Origin of the sequence: Collinsella sp. TF07-1 (assembly GCF_003437235.1) — a bacterium.
GTDB lineage: Bacteria > Actinomycetota > Coriobacteriia > Coriobacteriales > Coriobacteriaceae > Collinsella.
In genome coordinates this window covers 44442-68625 of record NZ_QSRV01000004.1, presented here as the reverse complement: position 1 = coordinate 68625, position 24184 = coordinate 44442, and the positions used below count along the sequence as shown (strand labels likewise).

The 24184-nt window shown below is 60.8% G+C and carries 20 protein-coding genes; 2 read left to right on the top strand and 18 right to left on the bottom strand.

The window, feature by feature from the left end; all coding sequences use genetic code 11:
* The first annotated feature begins 296 nt into the window (after positions 1–296).
* Both adhE and DXC67_RS02645 read left to right on the top strand, forming a co-directional pair.
* On the top strand, positions 297–2945 hold the full coding sequence (adhE, locus tag DXC67_RS02650) for a bifunctional acetaldehyde-CoA/alcohol dehydrogenase (protein WP_117637245.1): 2649 nt from the start codon (positions 297–299) through the stop codon (positions 2943–2945).
* Positions 2946–3033: 88 nt separating this feature from the next.
* Positions 3034–3798 carry an aminoglycoside phosphotransferase family protein gene (locus tag DXC67_RS02645; RefSeq protein WP_006236119.1) on the top strand — a complete coding sequence of 255 codons (765 nt, stop codon included), beginning with the start codon at positions 3034–3036 and terminating at the stop codon, positions 3796–3798.
* 176 nt (positions 3799–3974) lie between these two features.
* On the opposite strand, the gene DXC67_RS02640 is transcribed toward DXC67_RS02645, so the two are convergent.
* The 18 genes from DXC67_RS02640 to ppdK all read right to left on the bottom strand — a co-directional run bounded on the left by DXC67_RS02640 (position 3975) and on the right by ppdK (position 23905).
* Positions 3975–5696 carry a proline--tRNA ligase gene (locus DXC67_RS02640; RefSeq protein WP_233503139.1) on the bottom strand — a complete coding sequence of 574 codons (1722 nt, stop codon included), beginning with the start codon at positions 5694–5696 and terminating at the stop codon, positions 3975–3977.
* Positions 5697–6779 carry a flavodoxin-dependent (E)-4-hydroxy-3-methylbut-2-enyl-diphosphate synthase gene (ispG, locus tag DXC67_RS02635; RefSeq protein WP_117637244.1) on the bottom strand — a complete coding sequence of 361 codons (1083 nt, stop codon included), beginning with the start codon at positions 6777–6779 and terminating at the stop codon, positions 5697–5699.
* 13 nt (positions 6780–6792) lie between these two features.
* Positions 6793–8154, bottom strand: coding sequence for an RIP metalloprotease (locus DXC67_RS02630; protein WP_117637243.1), 1362 nt, complete (start codon positions 8152–8154; stop codon positions 6793–6795).
* Positions 8155–8179: 25 nt separating this feature from the next.
* Positions 8180–9367, bottom strand: a complete 1188-nt coding sequence (gene dxr, locus DXC67_RS02625) for a 1-deoxy-D-xylulose-5-phosphate reductoisomerase (RefSeq protein ID WP_117564265.1) — start codon at positions 9365–9367, stop codon at positions 8180–8182.
* Positions 9367–10281 (bottom strand): phosphatidate cytidylyltransferase, encoded by a 915-nt coding sequence (locus DXC67_RS02620; RefSeq protein ID WP_233503138.1) that lies wholly within the window; start codon positions 10279–10281, stop codon positions 9367–9369. Before DXC67_RS02620 ends, dxr begins: the two co-directional genes overlap by 1 nt.
* A 2-nt stretch (positions 10282–10283) precedes the next feature.
* Positions 10284–11078, bottom strand: a complete 795-nt coding sequence (locus DXC67_RS02615) for an isoprenyl transferase (protein ID WP_117637242.1) — start codon at positions 11076–11078, stop codon at positions 10284–10286.
* 1 nt (position 11079) lies between these two features.
* The gene (gene frr / locus DXC67_RS02610) at positions 11080–11616 is read right to left on the bottom strand and encodes a ribosome recycling factor (RefSeq protein ID WP_006236112.1); all 537 of its coding nucleotides are present in this window, start codon (positions 11614–11616) and stop codon (positions 11080–11082) included.
* 2 nt (positions 11617–11618) lie between these two features.
* Complete coding sequence (gene pyrH, locus DXC67_RS02605; RefSeq protein WP_040359955.1) at positions 11619–12341, bottom strand: UMP kinase; 723 nt, start codon at positions 12339–12341, stop codon at positions 11619–11621.
* A 117-nt stretch (positions 12342–12458) separates the two neighbouring features.
* Positions 12459–13328 (bottom strand): translation elongation factor Ts, encoded by an 870-nt coding sequence (tsf, locus tag DXC67_RS02600; protein WP_022094736.1) that lies wholly within the window; start codon positions 13326–13328, stop codon positions 12459–12461.
* A gap of 45 nt (positions 13329–13373) precedes the next feature.
* Entirely contained in the window at positions 13374–14102 is a 729-nt protein-coding gene (gene rpsB / locus DXC67_RS02595; protein ID WP_006236109.1) for a 30S ribosomal protein S2, read from the bottom strand.
* Between the two features lie 219 nt (positions 14103–14321).
* The gene (locus tag DXC67_RS02590) at positions 14322–15230 is read right to left on the bottom strand and encodes a tyrosine recombinase (RefSeq protein WP_369831357.1); all 909 of its coding nucleotides are present in this window, start codon (positions 15228–15230) and stop codon (positions 14322–14324) included.
* A gap of 8 nt (positions 15231–15238) precedes the next feature.
* Entirely contained in the window at positions 15239–16576 is a 1338-nt protein-coding gene (gene trmFO / locus DXC67_RS02585) for a methylenetetrahydrofolate--tRNA-(uracil(54)-C(5))-methyltransferase (FADH(2)-oxidizing) TrmFO (RefSeq protein ID WP_117637240.1), read from the bottom strand.
* A 14-nt stretch (positions 16577–16590) separates the two neighbouring features.
* Positions 16591–17526 (bottom strand): DNA-processing protein DprA, encoded by a 936-nt coding sequence (locus DXC67_RS02580; protein ID WP_316242814.1) that lies wholly within the window; start codon positions 17524–17526, stop codon positions 16591–16593.
* Positions 17523–19046, bottom strand: a complete 1524-nt coding sequence (locus tag DXC67_RS02575) for a YifB family Mg chelatase-like AAA ATPase (RefSeq protein WP_117637239.1) — start codon at positions 19044–19046, stop codon at positions 17523–17525. Before DXC67_RS02575 ends, DXC67_RS02580 begins: the two co-directional genes overlap by 4 nt.
* On the bottom strand, positions 19046–19531 hold the full coding sequence (locus DXC67_RS02570; protein WP_117637238.1) for a YraN family protein: 486 nt from the start codon (positions 19529–19531) through the stop codon (positions 19046–19048). The genes DXC67_RS02575 and DXC67_RS02570 overlap by 1 nt, the downstream gene beginning before the upstream one ends.
* Positions 19532–19720: 189 nt before the next feature.
* Positions 19721–20509, bottom strand: a complete 789-nt coding sequence (locus tag DXC67_RS02565) for a ribonuclease HII (protein WP_055250018.1) — start codon at positions 20507–20509, stop codon at positions 19721–19723.
* A gap of 93 nt (positions 20510–20602) precedes the next feature.
* Positions 20603–20944 carry a 50S ribosomal protein L19 gene (gene rplS, locus DXC67_RS02560; RefSeq protein ID WP_006236098.1) on the bottom strand — a complete coding sequence of 114 codons (342 nt, stop codon included), beginning with the start codon at positions 20942–20944 and terminating at the stop codon, positions 20603–20605.
* A 210-nt stretch (positions 20945–21154) separates the two neighbouring features.
* Complete coding sequence (gene ppdK, locus DXC67_RS02555) at positions 21155–23905, bottom strand: pyruvate, phosphate dikinase (RefSeq protein ID WP_117637237.1); 2751 nt, start codon at positions 23903–23905, stop codon at positions 21155–21157.
* Positions 23906–24184: the final 279 nt, after the last annotated feature.

Below are 24184 nucleotides of genomic sequence, written 5' to 3'. Positions count from 1 at the left end.
AAGGAGAGAAGGAACGCGAAATGCTGAGCCTGTGACCTATTTATATCCAATCTGCGCCAAAAACAGGCCCAGAACGGCAAAATGACAAATCCATGTCTGTCACAAATGAGTGAAAGCACTCATGTAAGTCTGTCCCCAATGAGCGGGGCAATGCAATAGACAGATAGTTATAGTTGAAACGTTTCAGTTGATTGAAACGTTTTAGTATGCCTTTTACGGGAATCTTACCGTTTACCGAATTATTTCTTGCTATCATGCAAGACGTAGGGTAAATCTCCGATCGCAAGGAGACACAAATGGTGAAAAAGTCACCGGAAAACACTACTCCCGCAATTGTGGACAACGTAGAGGCGCTTGAGGCTAAGCTCGCTCAGATGCGAGAGGCCCAGGCGCTTTTTGCTACGTACACGCAGGAGCAGGTCGACAAGATCTTCTATGAGGCCGCCATGGCCGCCAACAAGGCTCGTATCCCGTTGGCGAAGATGGCCATCGAGGAGACCGGCCGCGGCGTTCTTGAGGACAAGGTCATCAAGAACCACTACGCCGCAGAGTACATCTACAACGCTTACAAGAACACCAAGACCTGTGGCGTTCTGGAGCGCGACGAGGCCTACGGCATCACCAAGATCGCCGAGCCCATCGGCATCGTGGGCGCCGTCATCCCGACGACCAACCCCACCTCCACCGCGATCTTCAAGACGCTGATCAGCCTGAAGACCCGCAACGGCATCATCATCTCCCCGCACCCGGCAGCCGCCAAGTGCACCATCGCCGCCGCCAAGCTCGTGCTCGACGCCGCCGTCAAGGCCGGCGCCCCCGAGGGCATCATCGGCTGGGTCGATGTCCCCTCCATCGAGCTGACCAACATGGTCATGCGCGACGTCGACATCATCCTCGCCACCGGTGGCCCGGGCATGGTCAAGGCCGCTTACTCCTCGGGTAAGCCCGCCCTGGGCGTCGGCGCCGGTAACACCCCGGTCATCATCGACGACACCGCCGACGTGCTGCTCGCAGTGAACTCCATCATCCACTCCAAGACCTTCGACAACGGCATGATCTGCGCTTCCGAGCAGTCCGTGACCGTCATCGACACCATCTATGACCAGGTCAAGGCCGAGTTCCAGAAGCGCGGCTGCTACTTCGTCAAGCAGGGTGCCGAGATGGAGGCCCTGCGTGCCGCCATGTTCAAGAACGGCGCCCTCGACCACCGCATCCCCGGCATGGCTGCCGCCAAGATCGCCGAGCTCGCCGGCATCGAGGTTCCCGCCAAGACCAAGATCCTGATCGCCGAGGTCACCTCCACCGACCCCGCCAAGGAGGAGTTCTCCCACGAGAAGCTCTCCCCGGTCCTGGCCATGTATCACGCCAAGGACTTCCAGGAGGCCGTCGACAAGGCCGAGCACCTGGTGCTCGCCGGTGGCCCGGGCCACACCGCCTCTCTCTACGTGCACCCCGCCCAGGCCGAGAAGATCAGCCTGTTCGAGCACGTCATGAAGGCCTGCCGTATCGTCATCAACACCCCGTCTTCGCACGGTGGCATCGGTGACCTGTACAACTTTGGCATGAAGCCGTCTCTGACCCTGGGCTGCGGCTCCTGGGGCGGCAACTCCGTCTCCGAGAACGTTGGGGTGAAGCACTTGATCAACGTTAAGACTGTGGCCGAGCGCCGTGAGAACATGCTGTGGTTCCGCGCTCCCGAGAAGGTCTACTTCAAGAAGGGTTCCACGCCCGTCGCCCTCGACGAGCTGGGCAACGTCATGGGCAAGAAGCGCGCCTTCATCGTCACCGACCAGTTCCTCTTCAAGAATGGCAACACCCGCGCCATCGAGGCCAAGCTCGACGAGATGGGCATCGCCCACGACTGCTTCTACGACGTCGAGCCCGATCCGTCGCTGCAGTGCGCACGTCGTGGTGCCAAGCAGATGGCTCTCTTTGAGCCGGACGTCATCATCGCCGTCGGCGGTGGCTCCGCTATGGACGCCGGCAAGATCATGTGGATGATGTACGAGCACCCCGAGTGCAAGTTTGAGGACATGGCCATGGACTTCATGGACATCCGCAAGCGTATCTTCACCTTCCCCGAGATGGGCAAGAAGGCCTACTTCGTCGCCGTCCCGACCTCCTCGGGTACCGGCTCCGAGTGCACGCCGTTCGCCATCATCACGGACAAGGAGACCGGCATCAAGTGGCCGCTCGCCGACTACGCGCTGCTCCCCAACATGGCTATCGTCGACGCCGACAACTGCATGACCGCCCCGCGCGGCCTGACCGCTGCCTCCGGCATCGACGTCATGACCCACGCCATCGAGTCCTACGTCTCCATCATGGCTTCCGACTACACCAAGGGCCTCTCCGAGCGCGCTGCTAAGCTCGTCTTTGAGAACCTGCCCTCCAGCTTCACGAACGGCGCCAAGGACCCGCACGCCCGCGAGGAGATGCACAACGCCTCCTGCATGGCCGGTATGGCCTTCGCCAACGCCTTCCTGGGCCTCAACCACTCCATGGCCCACAAGCTCGGCGCTTTCCATCACCTGCCCCACGGCATCGCCAACGCCGTCATCCTGACCCGCGTTATGCGCTACAACGCCGCCGAGGCTCCCGTCAAGATGGGTACCTTCTCCCAGTATCCTTACCCCAACGCGCTGCACAACTACGCCGAGATGGCCAAGTACTGCGGCATCGAGGGCAAGGACGACAAGGAGGTCTTCGAGAACTTCATCACGAAGCTCGAGGAGCTCAAGGACTTCATCGGCGTCAAGAAGACCATCGCCGACTACGGTGTTGACGAGCAGTACTTCCTCGACACCCTCGACGAGATGACAGAGCAGGCATTCAACGACCAGTGCACCGGCGCCAACCCGCGCTACCCGCTCATGAGCGAGATCAAGGAGCTCTACCTGGACGCCTACTACGGCCGCGAGCCTCAGGACTACGCCGTCTGCTAGTTTTAGCACGGTTTTTAACGGCGGGGGTGCACGGGTGTTTCACACACCCCCGCCGTCGCTTCTATCGCATCGTTGAAAGGATGCAACCATGCTGCTACCCGATTCCAAGACCGAGCTCGTCCGCCGTGGCAACAAGGTCGTTTACGACCTGGGCGACAAGATCGTCAAGGTCTTTAACGAGACCAAGCCTGTCTCCGACGTGTTCAACGAGGCTTTGAATCTTGCCCGCATCAATGAGTGCGGCATCCGCAGCCCCAAGGCTCTCGAGGTTTCCCAGCTCGAGAACGCCAACGGCTGGGCGCTCGTGACCGAGAAGGTTCCGGGCACCACCCTTGCCGAGAAGATGACTGCCGAGCCCCAGCGCTTTGGTGAGTATCTCGAGATGTTCGTCGACCTCCAGATCGAGATCCACGGCTACACCTCCCCGCTGCTCAACCGTCAGCGCGACAAGTTCGCCCGCATGATCGACAGCCTTGATCAGCTCAATGCCACCACGCGCTACAACCTTCAGGAGCGTCTGGACGGCATGACCAAGGAGTTTAAGGTCTGCCACGGCGACTTCAACCCCTCCAACGTCATCGTCGGCGACGACGGCCAGCTCTATGTGTGCGACTGGGCACACGCCACCCAGGGCTCCCCTGCTGCCGACGTTGCCACCACCTACCTGCTCTTCGCCCTCAACAGCAAGGACCAGGCTGAGGCCTACCTGGAGCTCTACTGCGACCGCGCCGACATGCCCATGCAGGTCGTGCGTCAGTGGACGAGCATCGTCGCCGCTTCCGAGCTCGCTCGTAAGCGCAACGTGAACGATGAGTTCCTGAAGAACTGGATCGACGTCGTCGATTATCAGTAATATCTGAGCGATTTATTTCGCATCGGAGGCACAAGAAAACCCCGCAGCTCATATGGGCTGTGGGGTTTTCCTTTACCCATCGAGTTTATTCACGCAACAAAATAGACTGCTCCGCATCTCTTCCTAAGAGAGATACGGAGCAGTCCCGCAATTACATCTAATAGCAGAATCGTCGATTAACGGCGGGCCGCCTTAACAAGCTCGGCAATCTTGGCGACGACCTCGTCGATCGCCACGTCCTCACGCTCGCCCGTGGCACGGTCCTTGAGCTCCACAGTACCATTCTTGAGGCCACGCTTGCCAAGCACGACCTGATACGGGAAGCCCATGAGGTCGTTATCGGCAAACTTAAAGCCAGGACGCTCGTCACGGTCATCGACGACAACCTCGATACCCTCGGCGCACAGGCCCTCGACGATTTGGTCGCAAACGTTAGCGCACTCCTCCTTCTTGGGATCGAGCGGAATCACCGCGACCTCGTACGGGGCAACGGAGACCGGCCAGACGATGCCGTGTTCGTCGTTGTGCTGCTCCACGACGGCAGCAAGCGAGCGGGACACACCAACGCCGTAGCAACCCATGATAAGCGGCTTCTCCTTGCCGTCCTCGTCCATAAAGGTGGCGCCCATGGCCTCGGAATACTTGGTACCCAGCTGGAAGACCTGCGAGACCTCGATGCCGCGAGCAGCAGAGAGCGGCTTGCCGCAGTGCGGGCAGGGATCGCCGGCAACGACGGTTACCAGGTCGGCCCACTCGTCGACGGTAAAGTCGCGCTCGGGGCAGGCACCGGTAAAGTGATAATCGACCTCGTTGGCACCGCAGGCCCACTGCTTGGACTCGCGCAGGCTCTCGTCGCACACCAGGCGAATGCCCTCGGGCAGGTTAACCGGTCCGATAAAGCCCTTATGCAGACCGTAGGTCTGGAGCTCCTCATCAGTCATCATGCGATAGCCCTTGCCAAAGACATGCTCGGCCTTGCAATCGTTGAGCTCGTGGTCGCCCGGAACAATGGCCACGACGGGCTTGCCCTCGGCGTCGAGGAGTGCCAGAGACTTGCGCGTGCCGTTCTCGGGGAAGCCGAAGAACTTTGCAACGGCCTCGATGGTGCCCATGCCCGGAGTCTCGACCTTGGTAAGCGTACCGTCGCCAGGACCCTCGGTCACAACGACCTTGGTGCTTGCGGCCTCATCGTCGGCAGCGAAGCCGCAATCGTCGCAGTAGACGAGCGAAGCCTCGCCAGCGTCGGCCAAAGCCATGTACTCGACGGAGGTATCGCCACCGATCTCGCCGGAGTCGGCGACAACGGGCAGAGCCTTGATGTAGCAGCGCTCGCAAATGTTGGCATAGGCCTGCTTCATCTTGTCGTACTCCTCCTGCAGGCTCTCCTGCGTAGCAGAAAAGCTGTAGGCGTCCTTCATGATGAACTCGCGACCGCGCATCAGGCCAAAACGGGGACGGAACTCGTCGCGGAACTTATCCTGGATGTGATAGAGGTTCACTGGCAGCTGCTTGTAGGAACGCAACTCATTGCGCACCAGGGCAGTCACGGTCTCCTCGTGCGTGGGTCCGAGCACAAACTCGCGGCCGTGGCGGTCATCAAAGCGCACAAGCTCCTTGCCATAGGCATCGATACGGCCGGACTCACGCCACAGCTCGGCATCGACCATGATGGGCATCATGAGTTCCTGAGCACCGGCGGCATCCATCTCGTCGCGCACGATGTTCTCGATCTTGCGGATCGAGCGCCAAGCGAGCGGCAGATAGGAATACAGGCCGGCGGCCTCCTTGCGGATCATGCCGGCACGGAGCAGCAGGCGGTGGCTGGCGAGCTCAGCGTCCGCCGGATCCTCTTTAAGCGTCGGCGCATAGAGCTTAGACATATACATTGCTCGGGTCATTTATTTCTCCTCAATAAGCTTGTCGACCTCTGCCATAAGCGCGTCGACAATTTGGTCCTCAGTTACTTTACCAATGATCTGGCCATGCGAAAAGAGCAAGGCCTGACCACGTCCGCAAGCAACGCCCAGGTCGGCATCAGAAGCCTCACCGGGGCCATTAACGGCACATCCCATGACGGCAATCGAAAGCGGCGCGGAATAGTTCTTAAGCCGCTCGGTGACCTCCTCGGCGATGGGAATGAGGTTAACCTGGCAGCGGGCGCACGTGGGGCACGAGACAATCTCGGGACCACGGCGACGCAGGCCCAGCGACTGTAGAATTCCCCAGGCGACCGGCGGCTCCTCAACCGGATCGGCCGTGAGCGACACACGCATGGTGTCGCCGATGCCTTCGGAAAGCAAGATACCCAAGCCTACAGAGCTCTTGATGGTGCCCTGAAGCTTGGTCCCCGCCTCCGTCACGCCCAGGTGAAGCGGAACGTGGGGAATCTCACGTGACAGGGCTCGATAGGTATCGAGCGTCGTTTGCACGCTATGGGCCTTGGCCGAAAGCACAATATTCGTAAAGCCGCGATCCTCAAAGTGCTTGACGAAGCGCTCGCTCGACATCACGAGCTTTTCGGGCTGCGTGAGGTCGTCGCGCTCGGCAATATCTTGCTCAAGCGAGCCCGCGTTCACGCCAATGCGAATCGCACAGCCCGCGGCACCCGCAGCATCGATCACCGCGTCAACCTTGGCCCAATCGCCGATATTGCCGGGATTGATGCGCAGCTTGGCGGCACCGGCCTCAACGGCACCAATGGCGAGCTTATGGTTAAAGTGGATATCGGCGACAATCGGCACCGGAGACTCGGCACAGATGGTGCGGAAGCCCTCAAGCGCGGCCTCGGAGGGCACGCTCACGCGCACGATATCGCAGCCAGCCTGCGCCAACGCGCACACTTGCGCAAGCGTTGCCTGGGCATCAGCGGTATCGGTGCAGGTCATAGATTGGACCACCACCGGCGCGCCGCCACCGATCTGCACGCCGCCCACATGCACGGGGCGCGTCAGCTCGCGAGGCAAAGGATGGGATAAAGACAATCCAAACACTCCCCTACAGAATAAATCGAAGGATGTCGGAACGAAGCATATAGACAAACAGCAGCGCAAAGAGCGCGATGCCCACATAGCTCACAATCGTCTGGACCTTGAGCGGAAGCTCGCGGCCCGCAATCTTCTGAATGATCTCGATGACTAGCTTGCCGCCATCGAGTGGCGGGATGGGCAGCAGGTTCATAAAGCCAAGCGAGAATGAAATGAGGGCGGCAAACGAAAGGAACGTGGCAGGGCCGGCAGCAGCAGCCTGTGAGGACATAACGCTAATACCCACGATCGAAGAAGACTGATCGAGAATCTCCATCGTATGCTGCGGCTGGAGTAGGCGCATCACGCCATCCGCCGTCTGTACAACATAGGAGAATGACAGACGCGCCGAGGTGATCGGGTCTATACGGACCACCTGCGTAGAGGCATACACACCTAGGCGCTCGTCCTCTTTGAGCGCAACCGTGGTCGAATGCTGCTTGCCGTCACGCTCGTACTCGATGGCGATATCGCCCTTACCGGCGGCCTTGCCGATGGCATCGTAGACATCCATCCAGGTAGAGCACGATACACCGTCGACCGAAAGAATCGCGTCGCCGCCCTCGATTCCCGCCGAGGCGGCAATCGAGCCTTCGTCAACCTGGCCAATCACATTGGTATCCACCGGCACGGTGACACCTGCGATGGAATAGATGCTCATAAGGAGCAAAAAACCCGTCAGGATATTGACGATAATGCCCGCGAGCAGCATAAAGGCGCGCTTGAGAAAGCCTTGGCCAAGATAGGTGTGCGAGCGCTCTTGCGCAAGGAACTCGGCCTCGCCGCACGGCAGCTCCCACACATCGCCCTCGGCAGTCGCATGTTCGCGATCGAAACGACGACCATCAAAGGTGGTATAGCCTGCCGTGTCTCGCGGCAACGTCTGATATTTGGTGGGATAGTAGCTCGGCGAGGGCTTCTCCCCTTCCTCATACCAGGGCGCGATGGAGCCCCAGCCCAGCAAAAGGGCGCATGCCTCGAGCACATCCTCCTCGGAAAGCTCGAGCTCGACAGCAAGGTCGGCCACGGTCACGCGACCATGACGATAGATAGCCGCGAGCACGCGGTCGGCGCACGAAACATCGGTCGGATCCATACCGCAGATGGCAGCGTAGCCACCCAGCAGCAGCGGGGTCACGCCAAACTTGGTTCCAATGCGACGCGACGTGTAATGGATGTCAAAGCGGCACGGCAGACCCAAAAAGAACTCGGTCACACGGACGCCGCAGGCACGCGCCGCCAAAAAGTGGCCGCCCTCGTGCAAAAACACGAGGACGGAAAGCATCAGCAGGCCCCAAAAGACCGATGAGAGAACGCTCAGAACAGTATCCATAAAACGAAAAAGCAATCCTTATGGGTTAGGAACGGGTTGCGGCGAGCACCTGCGCAGCCTTTTCACGCGCCCACGCATCGATGTCGCGAAGCTGCTCAAACGAATCGACCACCTGCATATCGTGGGCGTCCATGCAGGATTCCACAATGCGATCGATATCGGTAAAGCTGCAGCCATCGTGCAGGAAGGCATCGACGGCGACCTCGTTGGCGGCATTGAGAACGCACGGCATGGTGCCACCCGTCTTGCCGGCACGCTCGGCCAGTGCCAGACAGCGGAAGGTATCCATGTCGGCAGCATCAAACGTGAGCTGCCCCAGCTCGCGGAAATCGATACGAGGCGCCGGAGTATCCCAACGCTCGGGATACGAGAACGCGAACTGGATGGGGATACGCATGTCGGATGCACCGAGATGCGCCATCACGGAGCCGTCGGCGAACTCGACCATAGAGTGAATCTTGGACTGACGCTGCACGACCACGTTAATGAAATCGAGGTCGCAGTTAAACAGATGCATGGCCTCAATGCGCTCCAGGCCCTTGTTCATGAGGGTGGCGGAGTCAATGGTGATCTTGGCACCCATGGCCCACGTGGGATGCGCGAGGGCATCGGCACGCGTCACGCGATCGAGCTCGTCGCGCGTGCGGCCAAAGAACGGACCGCCCGAGCAGGTGAGCCAAATGCAGTGGGCCTCGCGCGGGTTCTCCCCCAGATAGCACTGGTAGATGGCGGAATGCTCAGAGTCGACCGGAATAAGCTGGCCCGGTTGCGCCAACGGCATAAGCAAGTCGCCACCGACGACGAGGGACTCCTTGTTGGCAAGGGCAAGGCGCTTATTCGAGGTCAAGGCCGCATGGCTCGCCTCGAGACCGGCGGCGCCCACAATAGCGACGAGCACGCAGTCGACATCGTCGCGACGCGCGAGCTCGCAAACCGCCTGCGCGCCAACGCCGAGCTGTGTGCCCTCGGGCAACTCCTGCAGCACGGCGTCATCGCCATGAGCGACATCGGCAACGGCAACCGCCGGAACCGAGAACTCGCGGGCAGCGGCAACGAGCTCCGAGGTGCTGGAATTAACGGACAGCGCCGTCACCTGCAGGCGATCGGCATGCTGGCGGCACACATCGAGCGCCTGGGTGCCGATAGAGCCCGTACAACCCAGGATGGCAACGCGAAGGCGTCCATCGGGGCCATACGTCGTCTGGAAGGACATTACAGCACGCCTCCGATCATCAGCAACAGCTGTGCGGTGATGCAACCGAAGATAAGCGAATCGCTACGATCGAGCATTCCGCCGTGGCCCGGGATAAGGTTGCCGGAATCCTTGACGCCCACACCGCGCTTGATGCGGGACTCGATAAGGTCGCCGATAACGCCCAGAATAGACACGGCCACGCCGCACAGCAGCGCATAGGGCAGGCTGAGCTTGTAGAAGTGCGTCGCCCACAGGATGAGCCAAATCAAAACCGAGCCCAAGATGCCGCCGGCAAACCCCTCCCAGCTCTTTTTGGGGGAGATCTTGGGAACCATCTTGTGTTTGCCGATACGGCTGCCCACGATGTAGGCAAACGAATCGGAGACCCAAAGGGACGCGCAAACGCCCACTGAAAGCAGGGCGCCGGCAAAACCGGGCACGGCATCGCGCAGCAGCACGATAGCCGACAGCATAAAGCCAGTGTAGATGGGACCCATGAGCGTCACGGCCACATCAGAGATGCGGGTACGCGGCGACCAGACATACCAAATGCCCACAGCGAGCATCAAGGCAAAAAGCAGGGCATTCAGCAACATCGAATCGCCCAACGCCGACAGCGGAAAGAGTACGGCGGCAGCGATACCCATGCGCTCGTTAGCCATCTTGCCATCGAGCCTTGTCATACGGAAAAACTCATAGCAGCACAGACCGCTCATGACAGAAACAAAGATGGCCGTGGGCACGATACCCAAAACCAGGCACAGGATAAAGACAACGGCGTAGACGATACCGGCGGCGGCACGGGTAATAAAGCCCGCCAGCCACGAACCGGTGCCGCTCTTCGCTGCAGGCGCTCCCGCAGTGGCAGCCTTGCGCGCAGGCGCCGCGGAAACTGGCGTCTTGGGAGCAGATGCCTTGGGACGATCGGACACGATTAAGCCTCCTCGGTCTTGCTCAGTCCACCAAACCTACGGTCACGGCCCTGATAGGCCAAAATGGCGTCGACAAGGCCCCAACGATCAAAGTCAGGCCAATAGGTATCGGTGACGTAGAATTCGGAATAAGCCACCTGCCACAGCAGATAGTTCGAAAGGCGCAGCTCACCAGAGGTGCGAATCACAAGTTCGGGATCGGGAAGACCGGCGGTATAGAGGTGGGAAGCCACCATGTCGTCATCAATTGCGGCAGGATCGATCTTACCGGCGGCAGCGTCGGATGCGATCTGACGGACAGCGCGGGTAATCTCGGCACGCGCGCCGTAGTTGACGGCAAGCGCCAGCGTCATACCGGTGTGATCGGCGCACTCGGCAAGACCGCGCTCAAAAACGTCGCGAGTCTTCTTGGGCAGCGCGGAAATGTCACCCAAAAAGACTACGCGCACATTTTCGCGCTTCAGAAGCGGCAGCTCGTCGATAAACGTCTTGGCAAACAGGTGCATCAGAACGTTGACTTCGTGCTGCGGTCGATTCCAGTTTTCGGTCGAAAATGCATAGGCCGAAAGCACGTCGACGCCCAGGCGCACGCAGGCGGTAATGATCTCGCGCAGCGAGACGATACCCGCCTTGTGGCCCTCGGTGCGTGCAAGACCGCGCGACGTGGCCCAACGACCGTTGCCGTCCATGATGCACGAGATATGGTGCGGAATGTTATTGAGGTCAAGGTCGGAAAAACCGACGCCCGCAGGGGCGTCGGCAAAGTACTCGACCAGTTTATGCTCGTCGTATTGCACCTTAGATCTCCATGACCTCGGCTTCTTTTTCCTTCAGAAGCTCCTCGACCTTGGCGACATACTCATCGGTATGCTTCTGGACCTTGGCCTGCTCGCGACGTACGTCGTCCTCGGTGAGCTCCTCATCGCGCTCGAGCTTGTTGTTGAAGTCGCGACGGATGTTACGGATAGACACCTTGGCCTGCTCGGCGTACTCGCGGCACTCCTTGACGAGCTCGCGACGGCGCTCCTCAGTGGGAGCCGGGAACGGAAGACGAACGACGGTGCCATCGGAGTTGGGGGTAATACCCAGATCGGAAGCGCCGATGGCCTTGACGATAGCATTGATGAGCGCCTTATCCCACGGCTCGATGAGCAGCATGTGAGCCTCGGGGGTCTTGACGGCGGCAACCTGCGTGACCGGCGTGGGGACACCGTAATAATCGACGGTGATGTCGGACAGAATGTTGGCGTTGGCACGACCGGTACGGACCTTGGAGAAGTTATGCTTGAGGGACTCGAGCGACTTGTCCATATGGGCGGTGATGTTCTCTGCCATGCTTAATCCTCCTGATAGACGAGCGTGCCGACGGGCTCACCCGCGAGCGCGCGCTTGACGGTGTCCTCGCCATCGATGTTGAGGACCAAAATAGGCATACGGTTATCCTGGCACAGGGCCGTAGCTGTGGAATCCATAACCTGCAGGCCGCGAACGAGAACCTCGTGATAGGTAATCTTGTCAAAACGGACGGCATCGGCGCACTTGACGGGATCCTTGTCGTAGATGCCGTCAACTTTGGTGGCTTTAATCAGAATCTCGGCGCCGATCTCGCACGCACGAAGAGCCGCGGCGGTGTCGGTCGTAAAGTACGGATTACCCGAACCGGCGGCAAAAATAACAACGTTGCCCTTGGAAAGGTGGTTGATAGCGCGACGGCGAATATAGGGCTCGCAGATCTCGTTCATCTGGATAGCGCTCATCACGCGGCAGGGAACATCGTTATGCTCGAAGGCATCCTGCAGGGCGAGCGCGTTCATAACGGTTGCCAGCATGCCCATGTAGTCGGCCTGGGCACGCTCCATGCCACCGGCAGCGCCGGCCATGCCACGGAAAATATTGCCGCCGCCGACAACGACGCCGACCTCATGGCCAACGGCGAGCAGCTCCTTGACCTGCTTGGCAAGATGATCGGTAACCTTGGGGTCGATGCCATATTGGCCGTCGCCCATCAGTGCTTCGCCGGAAAGCTTAAGAAGCACGCGTTTATATCGGATGTCGGACAAAGCGATCCTCCTTTAATTAGACTCTCAATATGATATCAAAGGCTCTGATAAGAGCCATGAAAAAGCAGGCTGTGAGTAAAACCCACAGCCTGCTCATTACCAGCTACAAGAGCTTATTTACTCGCCACGGACCAGACGGTCAAAGGCAACGACGGTAATGGTGTCGCCGAGCTCCTTGGAGACCTGCTCAGCGTACTTCTTGATGGTGAGGGAGCTGTCCTTGATGAACTCCTGCTCGGTGAGCACGGACTGCTTGTAGAACTTCTCCAGACGGCCAACAGCCATCTTCTCCTGGATAGCCTCGGGCTTGCCGGACTCGGCAGCCTGGGCCATGTAGATCTGCTTCTCGTGCTCGACGGTCTCGGCCGGAACCTGATCGCGGGTAGCGCAGATCGGGGCGACGGCGGCAACCTGAAGGGCAACGTCGTGAGCGAAGGTCTTGAAGGACTCAGCCTGAGCGGTCTCGGCCTTCTCGAAGGCGAACTCGACGAGGACGCCGATCTTACCACCCATGTGGATGTAAGAAGCGAGCGCGCCGTTCTCGGCCTTGCGGGCAGCGAAGCGGGAGATCTTCATGTTCTCGCCCATGATGTGAATCATCTCGGTGAGCTCGGAGGAAACGGTCTCCTCGCCCATCGGCTTCTCGAGCAGAGCGTCGACGTCAGCAGGCTCGGTGGTAGCGACAACCTCAGCGACCTTAGAAGCAAAGCCGGTGAACTTGGCGTTGGAGCCAACGAAGTCGGTCTCGCAGGAGAGCTCGAGCAGAGCACCGGTCTTGCCATCCTCGGAGACGAACGCGGCGACAGCGCCCTCGTTGGTCTCACGGCCAGCCTTCTTGGCAGCCTTGGCAAGACCGTTCTTACGCAGAACGTCGACAGCGGCGTCCATGTCGCCGTCAGCCTCGACGAGAGCCTTCTTGCACTCCATCATCGGGGAGTCGGTCATCTCGCGGAGCTGCTTGACCATAGCGGCGGTAATCTGGGCCATTGTGGTTCCTTTCAAAGAGATGAAAAAGAATTAACTAAGACTGATTTACTCGGCCTTGGGCTCAGCGGCCATCTCGGCCTCGGAGACCTGCTCCTTGCCGGAGCCAGCGAGGCAGGCGTCAGCCATGAGCTCGCACATAAGGGTGACAGCGGAGATAGCGTCATCGTTGCAGGGGATGCCGTACTCGACCTCGTCGGGATCGGAGTTGGTGTCGATCAGAGCGACGACGGGGATGTTCAGGCGCTGAGCCTCCTTGATGGCGTTCTCCTCGCGCTTGGTGTCGATGACGAAGAGAGCCTGGGGCAGACCCTTCATGTCGCGGGCACCACCGAGGTTGGTCTGGAGCTTGGTGAGCTCCTTGCCGAGCACAGCCTGCTCCTTCTTGGGGAGCACTGCCATGCGGCCGTCCTCGACCATGGCCTCGAGCTCCTCCATGCGGTTGATGCGGGAGCGGATGGTGACGAAGTTGGTCAGCATACCGCCGAGCCAACGCTGGTTGATGTAAGGCATGTTGGCGCGCTCAGCAGCGTTCTTGACGGCCTCCTGAGCCTGCTTCTTGGTGCCGACGAATAGCACATTGCCGCCCTTGGCGACGTTCTTGACGAAGGTGTAGGCCTGATCGGCGTCGAGGATGGTCTGCTTGAGGTCGAGGATGTAGATGCCGTTGCGCTCACCGAAGATGAACGGCTTCATCTTGGGGTTCCAGCGACGGGTCTGGTGACCGAAGTGGCAGCCGGCCTCGAGCAGGGTGCGGATATTAATCTTGGTAGCCATGTTAAACCTCCTGTGGTTTGCCTCCGCGCGGGGTCATCCTCCAAAACCAACCCGGACATGTGCTACCAAAGCCCGGGCACCACGGTATGAAGTAGCCGCGCGTGCGTGATAAAAACCTGTTGCCGTGAAGCAACCCGATGAATGATAGCAGGAATGCATCTTCCTGCCAACCCGCAATCAAAACCACACACCTGAGCGCGGCGCGGGACGTCCCAGCCACTATTCGCCTCGGGGATGGGCTTGAGCCACGGCACGTTTGAGCCGATCGGGCGTGAGATGCGTGTAGATCTGCGTCGTGGACAGGCTCGCATGACCCAGCAGCTCTTGAACCGAGCGCAGGTCCGCGCCGCCCTCGAGCAAGTCGGTCGCAAAGGTATGGCGCATCGCATGCGGGGCGATGTCGGCCGGAATGCCGGCGAGCGTCGCCAGCATATGAAACCGCCGCCTGAGCATGGCGGCACTCATGCGATTACCGCGCGCCGATATAAGCAGAGGATGCGGCCCGGTAGCGGGGTCACGGCGCTTTGCCTGAGCGAGCAACTCCGGCCGCCCCTCCTCAATATAGAGACGCGTCGTCTCGAGCGCACGACGATACAGAGGGACGATACGTTCTTTGCTCCCCTTGCCCCACAGGCGCAGCGTGCGTTCGGACCACGCAATGGACTCCACATTGAGTGCTGCGAGCTCAGAGATACGGGCGCCCGAGGCATAGAGCAGCTCGAGCATCGCCGCATCGCGCAGTCCCGCGGGTGTTGAGGTATCAGGCGTCTTGAGCAGCGCCTCCACCTGTTGGGTCGTCAGCACACCGGGTAGATCGCGCGGGAGCTTGGGCGAGGAAATTGCCGAGACCACATCGCCCTCCACGACCCCCTCGGCAGCCATCCATCGATAGAGCGATCGGATAGCCGACAGATGCGCCGCAAGCGTTCGGGGAGCCACCCGCTCACGCGAAAGCTCGGCAAGATAGCGACGAATGGTGCGCACGTCGGCAGCGAAAGCATCGATATCCTCGCGCTCGCACCAGGCAGCAAAGCGCTCCAGCCTCGAGCCATAGGCCGTCACCGTATTGGGAGAAAGCCCCTCGACACGTGCGATATAGGCGATAAACGAGTCGACGGTGTCGTACAGGTCAAAGGCTATGACCGGTCGCCTCCAAACAGATCGGGGCGAGTGGCCAGATAGGCATCAAGGGCCTCGAGCGCACGGTCCGCATAGGCCTGGTAGCGGTCGCGCTTGCTGCGGCGCTTACCATCATCGAGTGGCGGCACCAGGCCAAAGTTGACATGCATAGGCTGATAGCCCACGGTGGCAGGATCGGTCGCATAGCCCACGAGCGCGCCCAAAGCACCCACGCGCGGCAGCTCGACGGGAGCGGCCCCGACAGCCTCGGCATAGGTGTTGAGTGCCGCGAGCAGACCTGTCGCCACGGCTTCCATGTACCCCTCGGTGCCGGTGATCTGACCGGCCAGGCGCACGCCGGTACCAGGCACGGCAAAGGTGCCATCGAGCACGTGCGGCGCATCGACAAAGGTATTGCGGTGCATGACACCGTAGCGGAAGAACTCAGCGTTCTCCAGGCCCGGCACCATATGGAAGACGCGCTTCTGTTCGCCAAAGGTCAGGTTGGTCTGGAAGCCCACCAGGTTATAGGCGGTCTTCTCCTTGTTCTCGGCACGCAGCTGAATCGCCGCCCAGGGACGACGACCGGTTCGCGGGTCGGTGAGGCCGACGGGCTTCATGGCGCCAAAGCGAATGGCGTCCTTGCCGGTGCGCGCAACTTCCTCGGCAGGCTGGCAGGCCTGGAACAGATCGCCGCCCTCAAAGTCCTTGAGCACCACGCGGTCGGCCGTGGTAAGCGCCTCGATAAAGGCCTCGTACTCTTCCTTGTTGAGCGGAGCGTTGAGATAGTCGCCGCTCCCCTGCTCCTCGTAGCGCGACTGCGAGAACAGCACGTCCATATCGAGCGTGGAGGCATCGACGATCGGCGCCGCGGCATCGAAGAACGCAAGGGCGTCGCCACCGACGAGCTTCATGACCTCTTCGCTCAACGCCGGCGAGCACAAGGGGCCGGCGGCAATGACCACGTGACCTTCGGGAATCTGCGTGACCTCGCCGTGAACGATCTCGATATTGGGACGGGCGGCAACCTCGTCCTCGACAAGCTCGGAAAACTTGACGCGGTCGACCGCCAAGGCGCCACCGGCGGGAACAGCCGCGCGATGGGCGCAATCGAGCAGGACCGAACCCATGCGCTCAAGCTCGGCCTTCAGCAAACCAGCCGCGGAATCCAGACGGGTCGACTTAAACGAATTGGAACAGACGAGCTCTGCCAGGTGATCGGTATGGTGGGCCGGGGAGCTCACCTGGGGGCGCATCTCGCACAGCTTTACGGAAAACCCGCGATCCGCCAGCTGAATCGCGCACTCCGAACCCGCCAGACCGCCACCGATAACCGTCACCTGATCAAACAGCATCTGCAAACACCTTTCTAATTGACATGTTTTCCATTGTGACCGAAGGGTGTCTGGGCGTGAAGAGCAAACTTGGAGGGCGCATACCTTCCATCCATCATGCGCTCGATAAGGCCCTCGAGCTCAAGCGAACCCAGGAGCTTAAGTACGCCAACGGCATCGAGCGAGACGAGTGCCGCGATGTCGTCGACCTTGAGCGGAGAGGCGATGAGTGCATGCATCACGGTCTGCTGTGTTTGATCCAGGTCGGCAATGCCGGGAGCATCGGGGCGCGAGTAGCGCAGGGTGCCGTAGATGCGTGAAATAGCCATCTCGATAGATTCCTCGTCGATGATGCAGCAGGCACCGTTCGCAATGAGGTAATTCGTGCCACGCGACTCGGGCGATAGGATCGACCCCGGCACGGCAAGAAGTTCTCGCCCCAAATCCATAGCAGCCTCGGCTGTAGAAAACGTCCCGGAAGGCATACCCGCCTCGGATACAAAGAGGGCTTGCGACAAGGCCGCGATTACGCGATTGCGGCGCGGAAAGGCAAACTTGCGCGGACCCATGCCCCACGGAGAGATCGACACGACCGCGCCACCCGTATCGAGTGTGCGCGTAATAAGCCCCGCGCTCGAACGCGGGTAGACCACGTCGGCGCCCGTCCCCAGCACCACGACGTGTTTACCGCCAGCGTTGACCGCAGCCCAACCCGAGGCCTGGTCACAACCGACCGCGCCGCCCGAGACTACCGTCACGCCCGCCTCGACCGCTACCTTTGACGCAAGCTCTGCCACGGCAAGACCATACGGCGAGGCCTTGCGCGCGCCGATGATGGAGAGCGCGGGCGTCGAAAGCACCTCGGGGTTGCCGCGCACATAGAGCGTCTGGGGTACATCAGAAAGCTCCAAAACGGTCTCGGGATACAACGTATCACCTGGATGCAGCTCGAAGGTTCCCTCGGCCATCATTGGTCCCTCCTTCCCTGGTACATCGCCGCCTCGAGCACGTGGTCCTGCGTCACATGCTCGCTCTCGGCGACATCTGCGATCGTGCGCGCAATGCGAACCAGGCGCACGATGCCACGGCCCGTGAGATGCGTGCGCTTCGACAGGCCGAGCACACACTTCTCCGCCGCATCATCGAGCTCAAAGGTCGAAACGACGCCGTCAATGGACCGTGTCTCGTCATCCTCGGCCTCGGCATCAGCATCGTCCATACGGGATTCGCGCCAAGCGCGAAAAGCGCGACCGCGCACAACGTAGTCACGTAACTCAGCTGACGACATACCCTCCGCGCCCTCGATAATCACCTGAGGGTCGGGACGGGTCACATCGATCATCATGTCGATACGGTCGGCCAAAGGACCGCGCAGTTTAGACCGATAGCGCTCGACCATCGCCGCCGAGCAGCGACACGGTACCTCACGATCGCCCAAAAAGCCGCAGGGGCAGGGATTGCTCGCAGCCAGCAGCTGAAAGCGCGACGGGAAGGTAAAGGCCCCGTCGACGCGTACGATCCTGACGTAGCCGCGTTCGATGGGCTGACGCAGCGTCTGCAGCACACCCGTGGGAAACTCGGCAAGCTCGTCCAAAAATAGCACGCCGCCATGAGCAAGGCTGATCTCACCCGGGTGCACCGGGCGCCCACCGCCGATAAGACCTGCGGTCGAAATACTGTGATGGGGACTGCGGAAGGGCCGGTGCCCCGCCAACAAGCCATCAATGTTCTCACCCAAAACCGAATGGATGCACAGCGCCTCCTGTTGATCCTCAACGGAAAGCTCGGGCAGGATGCCGGTCATACGACGCGCGAGCATCGTCTTGCCCGATCCCGGGGACCCGATCATGAGCAAGCCGAGTTCTCCTGCCGCCGCAAGCGCCATGCCGCGTTTAGCGACTTCCTGCCCCAGCACGTCGGCATAGTCGAGCTCAGGCTCAAAGGTCGCCTCGACGCCCTCGGAATCCAGATAGTGCCGAGCCGCCTCGCCCATGCCATGGGCAAGCTGAGACAAATGATCGATGAATCCACAATCCACGCCCGCGAGCGGCACATGCTGATCGGACCTGCCGGCGATAAAGGACAGCCCCATATCACGCGCCAATAGCTGAAACGCCACCTCGCCCTTGACGGGAAGCACCGTACCGTCCAAGCCGAGCTCGCCGGCGATAAGGCAGCGATCGAGGTTGTCACGGGGAATCTGCCCATCGGCCGCCAGAACCGCGATGGCGATGGGCAGATCAAAGCCGCTACCGGTCTTGCGAATATCGCCGGGCGCTAGGTTGACCGTAATGCCCGAGCGTGGGATCTCGAACCCGGCGGAGCGCATCGCGCAGCGAATACGACCGCGTGACTCCATCACCTCCATACTCGGAATGCCGAGCATTTGGATGCCCGGAACACCACCGGCAAGCGAGACCTCGACCGTGACGTGAATCGCCTCGACGCCACGGATGCAGGCCGCGTGAACGGCAAACGTCTCGAACGCCATCACGACACCTGCCAATCGAACGCGTTGTACTGATGCTCGATCTCGGCGATATGCCCGCCACGAATGGTGACACCCACGGCATCGAAGCGAATCGCCTTGAGCGGATAATGCTCCATGAGATAGCAACTTGCGATGCGGCGGTAGCGGCGTTGCTTTTGGGCGTCCACGGCCTCCTCGGGAAAGACCCGCGTGCTGCAATCCAGTGCGACGCGTCTGGTCTTGACCTCGGCCATCACCACGACATCGTCGAGTTCATCGAGCAGCACCAGATCGGCCTCGCCCTCGGAGCAACGATAACCCTGCTCCAGCAAGGTGTAGCCGCGCTCGTTAAAGTAGTCGATGGTGATCAGCTCGCCCAGCATGCCCAGCTCGCGGGGACTGAGTCCCTTGATAAACTCAGGCGTCATCGCCCCGCAGTCGAGCTCGCCGTTTTCCCAACGCTCCTTGAGCTGCTGCGTCTTGCTCTTTTTGCTTGCGGCACTCATGGGGTCTCCTTTCCCGCACGCTGCATTGCCCCGATGATGAGGGCACCTTTCGTGCGGGTAAGTACCGGAAGCAAACCAAAAGCTGACCAAATGCCGTCAAAAAACGGGCCGTACGCAGCAATGGTGTTGCATACGGCCCGCCACCAGCAGGTTTATAAAACCCCAGAGGTCCCTGTCTCCACAATTGACCTAGAAAAGGCGCTCAGTCTGCAGAAAGTTTCCGCAAAAGCTCACGCGGTGCAGTGGACAAAGTCCATGTTTGCGAATGGCCTCGATATGCTCGGGGCTTGCATAGCCCTTCGACTCGGCCAGATGGTACTCGGGATACTCGGCGTCGTACTCGACCATCATCTCGTCACGCGTGACCTTGGCCATGATGGACGCCGCGGCGATGCAGGCGATTTTGGCATCGCCCTTCACCACATCGCGCTCGTTAGGAACGGCGCCCAAGGGGTTACCATCCATGAGGACGCAGTCGGGCTCAAGTCCCGTATCGGCCACGGCGCCCGCAACGGCAGTACGGATAGCACGGGCCATGCCCATTTCATCGATATCCTTCGGCGCGATATGGCAAAAACCGATCGCCGTCGCCACCTCGGCAATCTTCACTGAGAGCAACTCGCGGCGCGCGGGCGTGAGCTTTTTGGAATCGTTGATACCCCAGACGCGCGGCTCCATAGGAAGACAGACGGCGCATACCGTCAAAGGGCCGGCCACCGATCCGCGACCCACCTCGTCGACACCAACGACCACCCCATCGCCACCAAGCTCATGCATAAGCTCGTACATGTCATTGACGCGCTCGCGCTCGGCAAGCTCTTTGGCATGGCGTTTGAGGGCGCGTTCACAAGCCTTGATCACCTGCTGGCGTGGGTCCTCGCGATAATGCTCCACGAGGGCGGGAATCTCCTCAAACGTAGCGCTCGCCAACTCACCGGCAACCTGCGATGCCGAAACCGAGCTCGTCATGTTGGCCATACCAGGCCCTCCTTGCATGCAAATCAGATAAAAAGAAGGGCCACCCGAAGGTGACCCTTGTGTCCAAACGAGTGGACAGACGCTGCGATCTTCTTAGCGCTTCTCGGGGATGCGAGCAGCCTTGCCCACCTTGTCGCGGAGGTAGTACAGCTTGGCGCGACGGACGCGACCATGACGAACGACCTCGAGCTTGGCGATCTTGGGGCTGTGAAGCGGGAAGGTACGCTCAACACCGACACCGAAGGACATCTTGCGGACGGTGAAGGTCTCGCGGGCACCGGCGCCGGCCATGCGGATGACGTCGCCCTGGAAGACCTGGATGCGCTCGCGGTCGCCTTCCTTAATGCGGTAGTGAACCTTGACGTTGTCGGCGACGCGAACCTGAGGAATGTCCTCGCGGATCTGCTGACGCTCGATTGCGCGGATGTAATCCATGTGCAATTCCTTACTCTTCTAGAGGTGCCGTACCACCCTGGCCGGCACGTAGTTGAACAAACGTATTCGAGTATACACGCGCGGGTTTCTGCTGCAAGAACAATTTTTTACGCAGACAAAAAGACAAAACCCGCACATGATAACCGCCCGCCTCACGAATGAGACGGGCGGTATGAAGGGGGACTATGCCAGGCGTCGATGCGCAGGGCGCTAGGCGTTGCGCTTGGCCTCGAGCTTGGCCTGAGCGGCAGCCAGACGCGCCAGGGGCACGCGGTAAGGCGAGCAGGACACATAGTCCACATCGGCCACGTTAAACAGGCCCTTGATGGACTTGGGGTCGCCGCCGTGTTCGCCGCACACGCCAAAGTGCATGTCGGGATTGGTGGCGCGGCCCTTCTCGACGGCCAAGCGCACGAGCTCCAGCACCGCCGTGTCGATGGTCTCGAAGGGGTTGTCCTTCAGGATCTTCTTGTGCAAGTACAGCGGAATGAACTTGGCCTCGGCATCGTCGCGGGAGAAGCCGAAGGTCGTCTGGGTGAGGTCGTTGGTGCCAAAGCAGAAGAAATCTGCGTGATGGGCGATCTCGTCGGCGACCATGCAGGCGCGCGGCAGCTCGAGCATCGTGCCCACGGGAATGTTGAGCTCGACACCTTCCTCGGAGGAGACCTCGGCGATCACGCGCTCGATGACCTCGCGAGTCTGAACGTGCTCGGCCGTAATGGAAACGAGCGGGACCATAATCTCGGGACGCGGGTCGACGCCTTCCTTGATAAGGCGGGCGGCAGCCGTTGCCACGGCACGGACCTGCATGAGCGGCAGGTCACCGAAGACGACGGACAGGCGCACGCCGCGCAGACCGAGCATCGGGTTGGACTCGACCATGCCGTCGATACGACGCAGGCGGGCACGCAGGGCGGCAAGCTCTTCCTCGCTGGCGCCGGCGGCCTCCTTCTTGGTGATGGCGACCTCAAGCTCACGCGGATCGTCAAGGAACTCGTGCAGCGGCGGATCGAGCAGACGCACGACCACATCGCGACCGGACATGGTCTTGAACATCGCCAGGAAGTCCTCGGTCTGGACCTTGAGCAGGTCGGCCAGGGCCTGCTGCTTTACGGCCTCGTCATCGGACAGGATAAAGCTCTGGATGATGTTCTTGCGGTCGCCCAGGAACATATGCTCGGTGCGGCACAGGCCGATGGCCTCGGCGCCAAACTCGAGCGCGAGCGCGGCATCCTCGGGGTTGTCGGCGTTGACGCGCACGTGGTTGGCGTGGCCGCAGGTCTCGTCCAGGCGAATCTCGTCGGCCCAGGACAGGATGGTGTCCAGGTCGCCGGTGAGCTCGGCCGAAACCAGGTCGACGGCGCCGTCGACGACGATGCCCTGGGTACCGTCGATGGAGATGACATCACCCTCGCGCAGCACGCGGTCGCTGCCCTCGATGTGCACGACCTTCTCGGCAGCGTCGATGTGGAAGCGTTCGACACCGCAGACGCAGGGCGTACCCATACCGCGGGCGATAACGGCGGCATGGCTCGTCTTGCCACCGTGACTGGTCAGGATGCCCTCGGCGGCAACCATACCCTTCAGGTCGTCGGGGTTGGTCTCCCAGCGAACCAGAATGACCTTGTGGCCCTCGTTGGCGCGCGCGACGGCGTCATCACTCGAGAACACGACCTCACCCACGGCGGCACCGGGGCTGGCGTTAAGGCCGCTGGCCAGGGCCTCGTACTTCTTGGAGGCGTCGAACTGCGGGTGCAGGAGCTGATCGAGCTGCGCGGGATCGATGCGGCTCACGGCCTCCTCGCGGGTGATGAGGCCCTCCTCGACCATCTCGATAGCGATGCGCAGGGCGGCGGTAGCAGTGCGCTTGCCCACGCGGGTCTGGAGCATCCAGAGCTTGCCCTGCTCGATGGTGAACTCGATATCGCACATATCGCGGTAATGATCCTCGAGCGTCAGGAACACGCGCTCGAGCTCCTCACCTGCGGACTCGAGGCCCGGGGTGGTCTTGAGGTCGGCAATGGGCTCGGTGTTGCGGATGCCGGCGACGACATCCTCGCCCTGCGCGTTGACCAGAAAGTCGCCGTAGAACTCCTTAGTGCCGTCGGCCGGGTTGCGCGTAAAGGCGACGCCGGTCGCAGAGGTCTCCCCCTTGTTGCCAAAGGCCATGGCTTGGACGTTGACGGCAGTACCGAGCTCGTCGGAGATGCCGTGCTGTTTGCGGTAGATGCAGGCGCGCTCGTTCATCCAGCTGCCAAAGACGGCCTGGATGGCAAGGCGCAGCTGAAGCTCCGGGTCGTGCGGGAAGACGGGCTTGCCGTCAGCGACCTCGAGCTCGGGATACAGGGCAGCCTCGACGTTCTCGGAGAAGATGCCCTTAAAGGTCTCGACGAGCTCCTGCAGGTCCTCGGCCGAAAGCTCGGAATCGACGCGAACGCCGGCGACCAGGCGGGCCTGGGTCAGGGCATTCTCGAACAAGTCGGCATCGACACCCATGACGACGTTGGAGAACATCTGGATAAAGCGGCGGTAGCTATCCCAGGCAAAGCGCGGGTTTTGCGTCTGGGCGATAAGGCCCTGGACGGAATCGTCGTTGAGGCCCAGGTTGAGAACCGTGTCCATCATGCCGGGCATGGAGAACGGAGCGCCCGAGCGGACCGACACGAGCAGCGGATCGGAGGCATCGCCGAGCTTCTTGCCGCAGCGGGCCTCGAGGTCGACCTCGGCGGCAACGATCTCGTCGAGCGCGCCCTCCGGCCACACGTTGCCGGCGCCGGAGTACTCAACGCAAGTCTGGCAGGTAATGGTAAAGCCACCGGGAACCGGCAGGCCGATACGGCTCATCTCGGCAAGGTTAGCGCCCTTGCCACCAAGCACGAAGTTCATGGACTTGTCGCCCTCGGTGACACAGGTGCCCTGGGCGTCGGTTCCAAAACGGTAAACCCTCTTGCAATCGCTCACGATACTTCCCCTTCCATGCGCTTACGCGCACGACCGTGGTAACGAATCGACCCGCCAGATGCAGGCCGTGAGGGAACTATACGGCGGGTTTTGGGCAGGCTTGAGCAGAGGGTGCGCGGTTTGGTAAACGTGCTAAAACTAGCGGTAAACGGTAGGTAAAGATGGTTACCTTATGAAGATACCACTACAAGAAGAATGCAGGTCAGATGCGATGTTTTTGCTAAATCGCTTTATCAATTCAGGCTATTTAGCCACTCCGATGATTTTTCTGGGACGGGG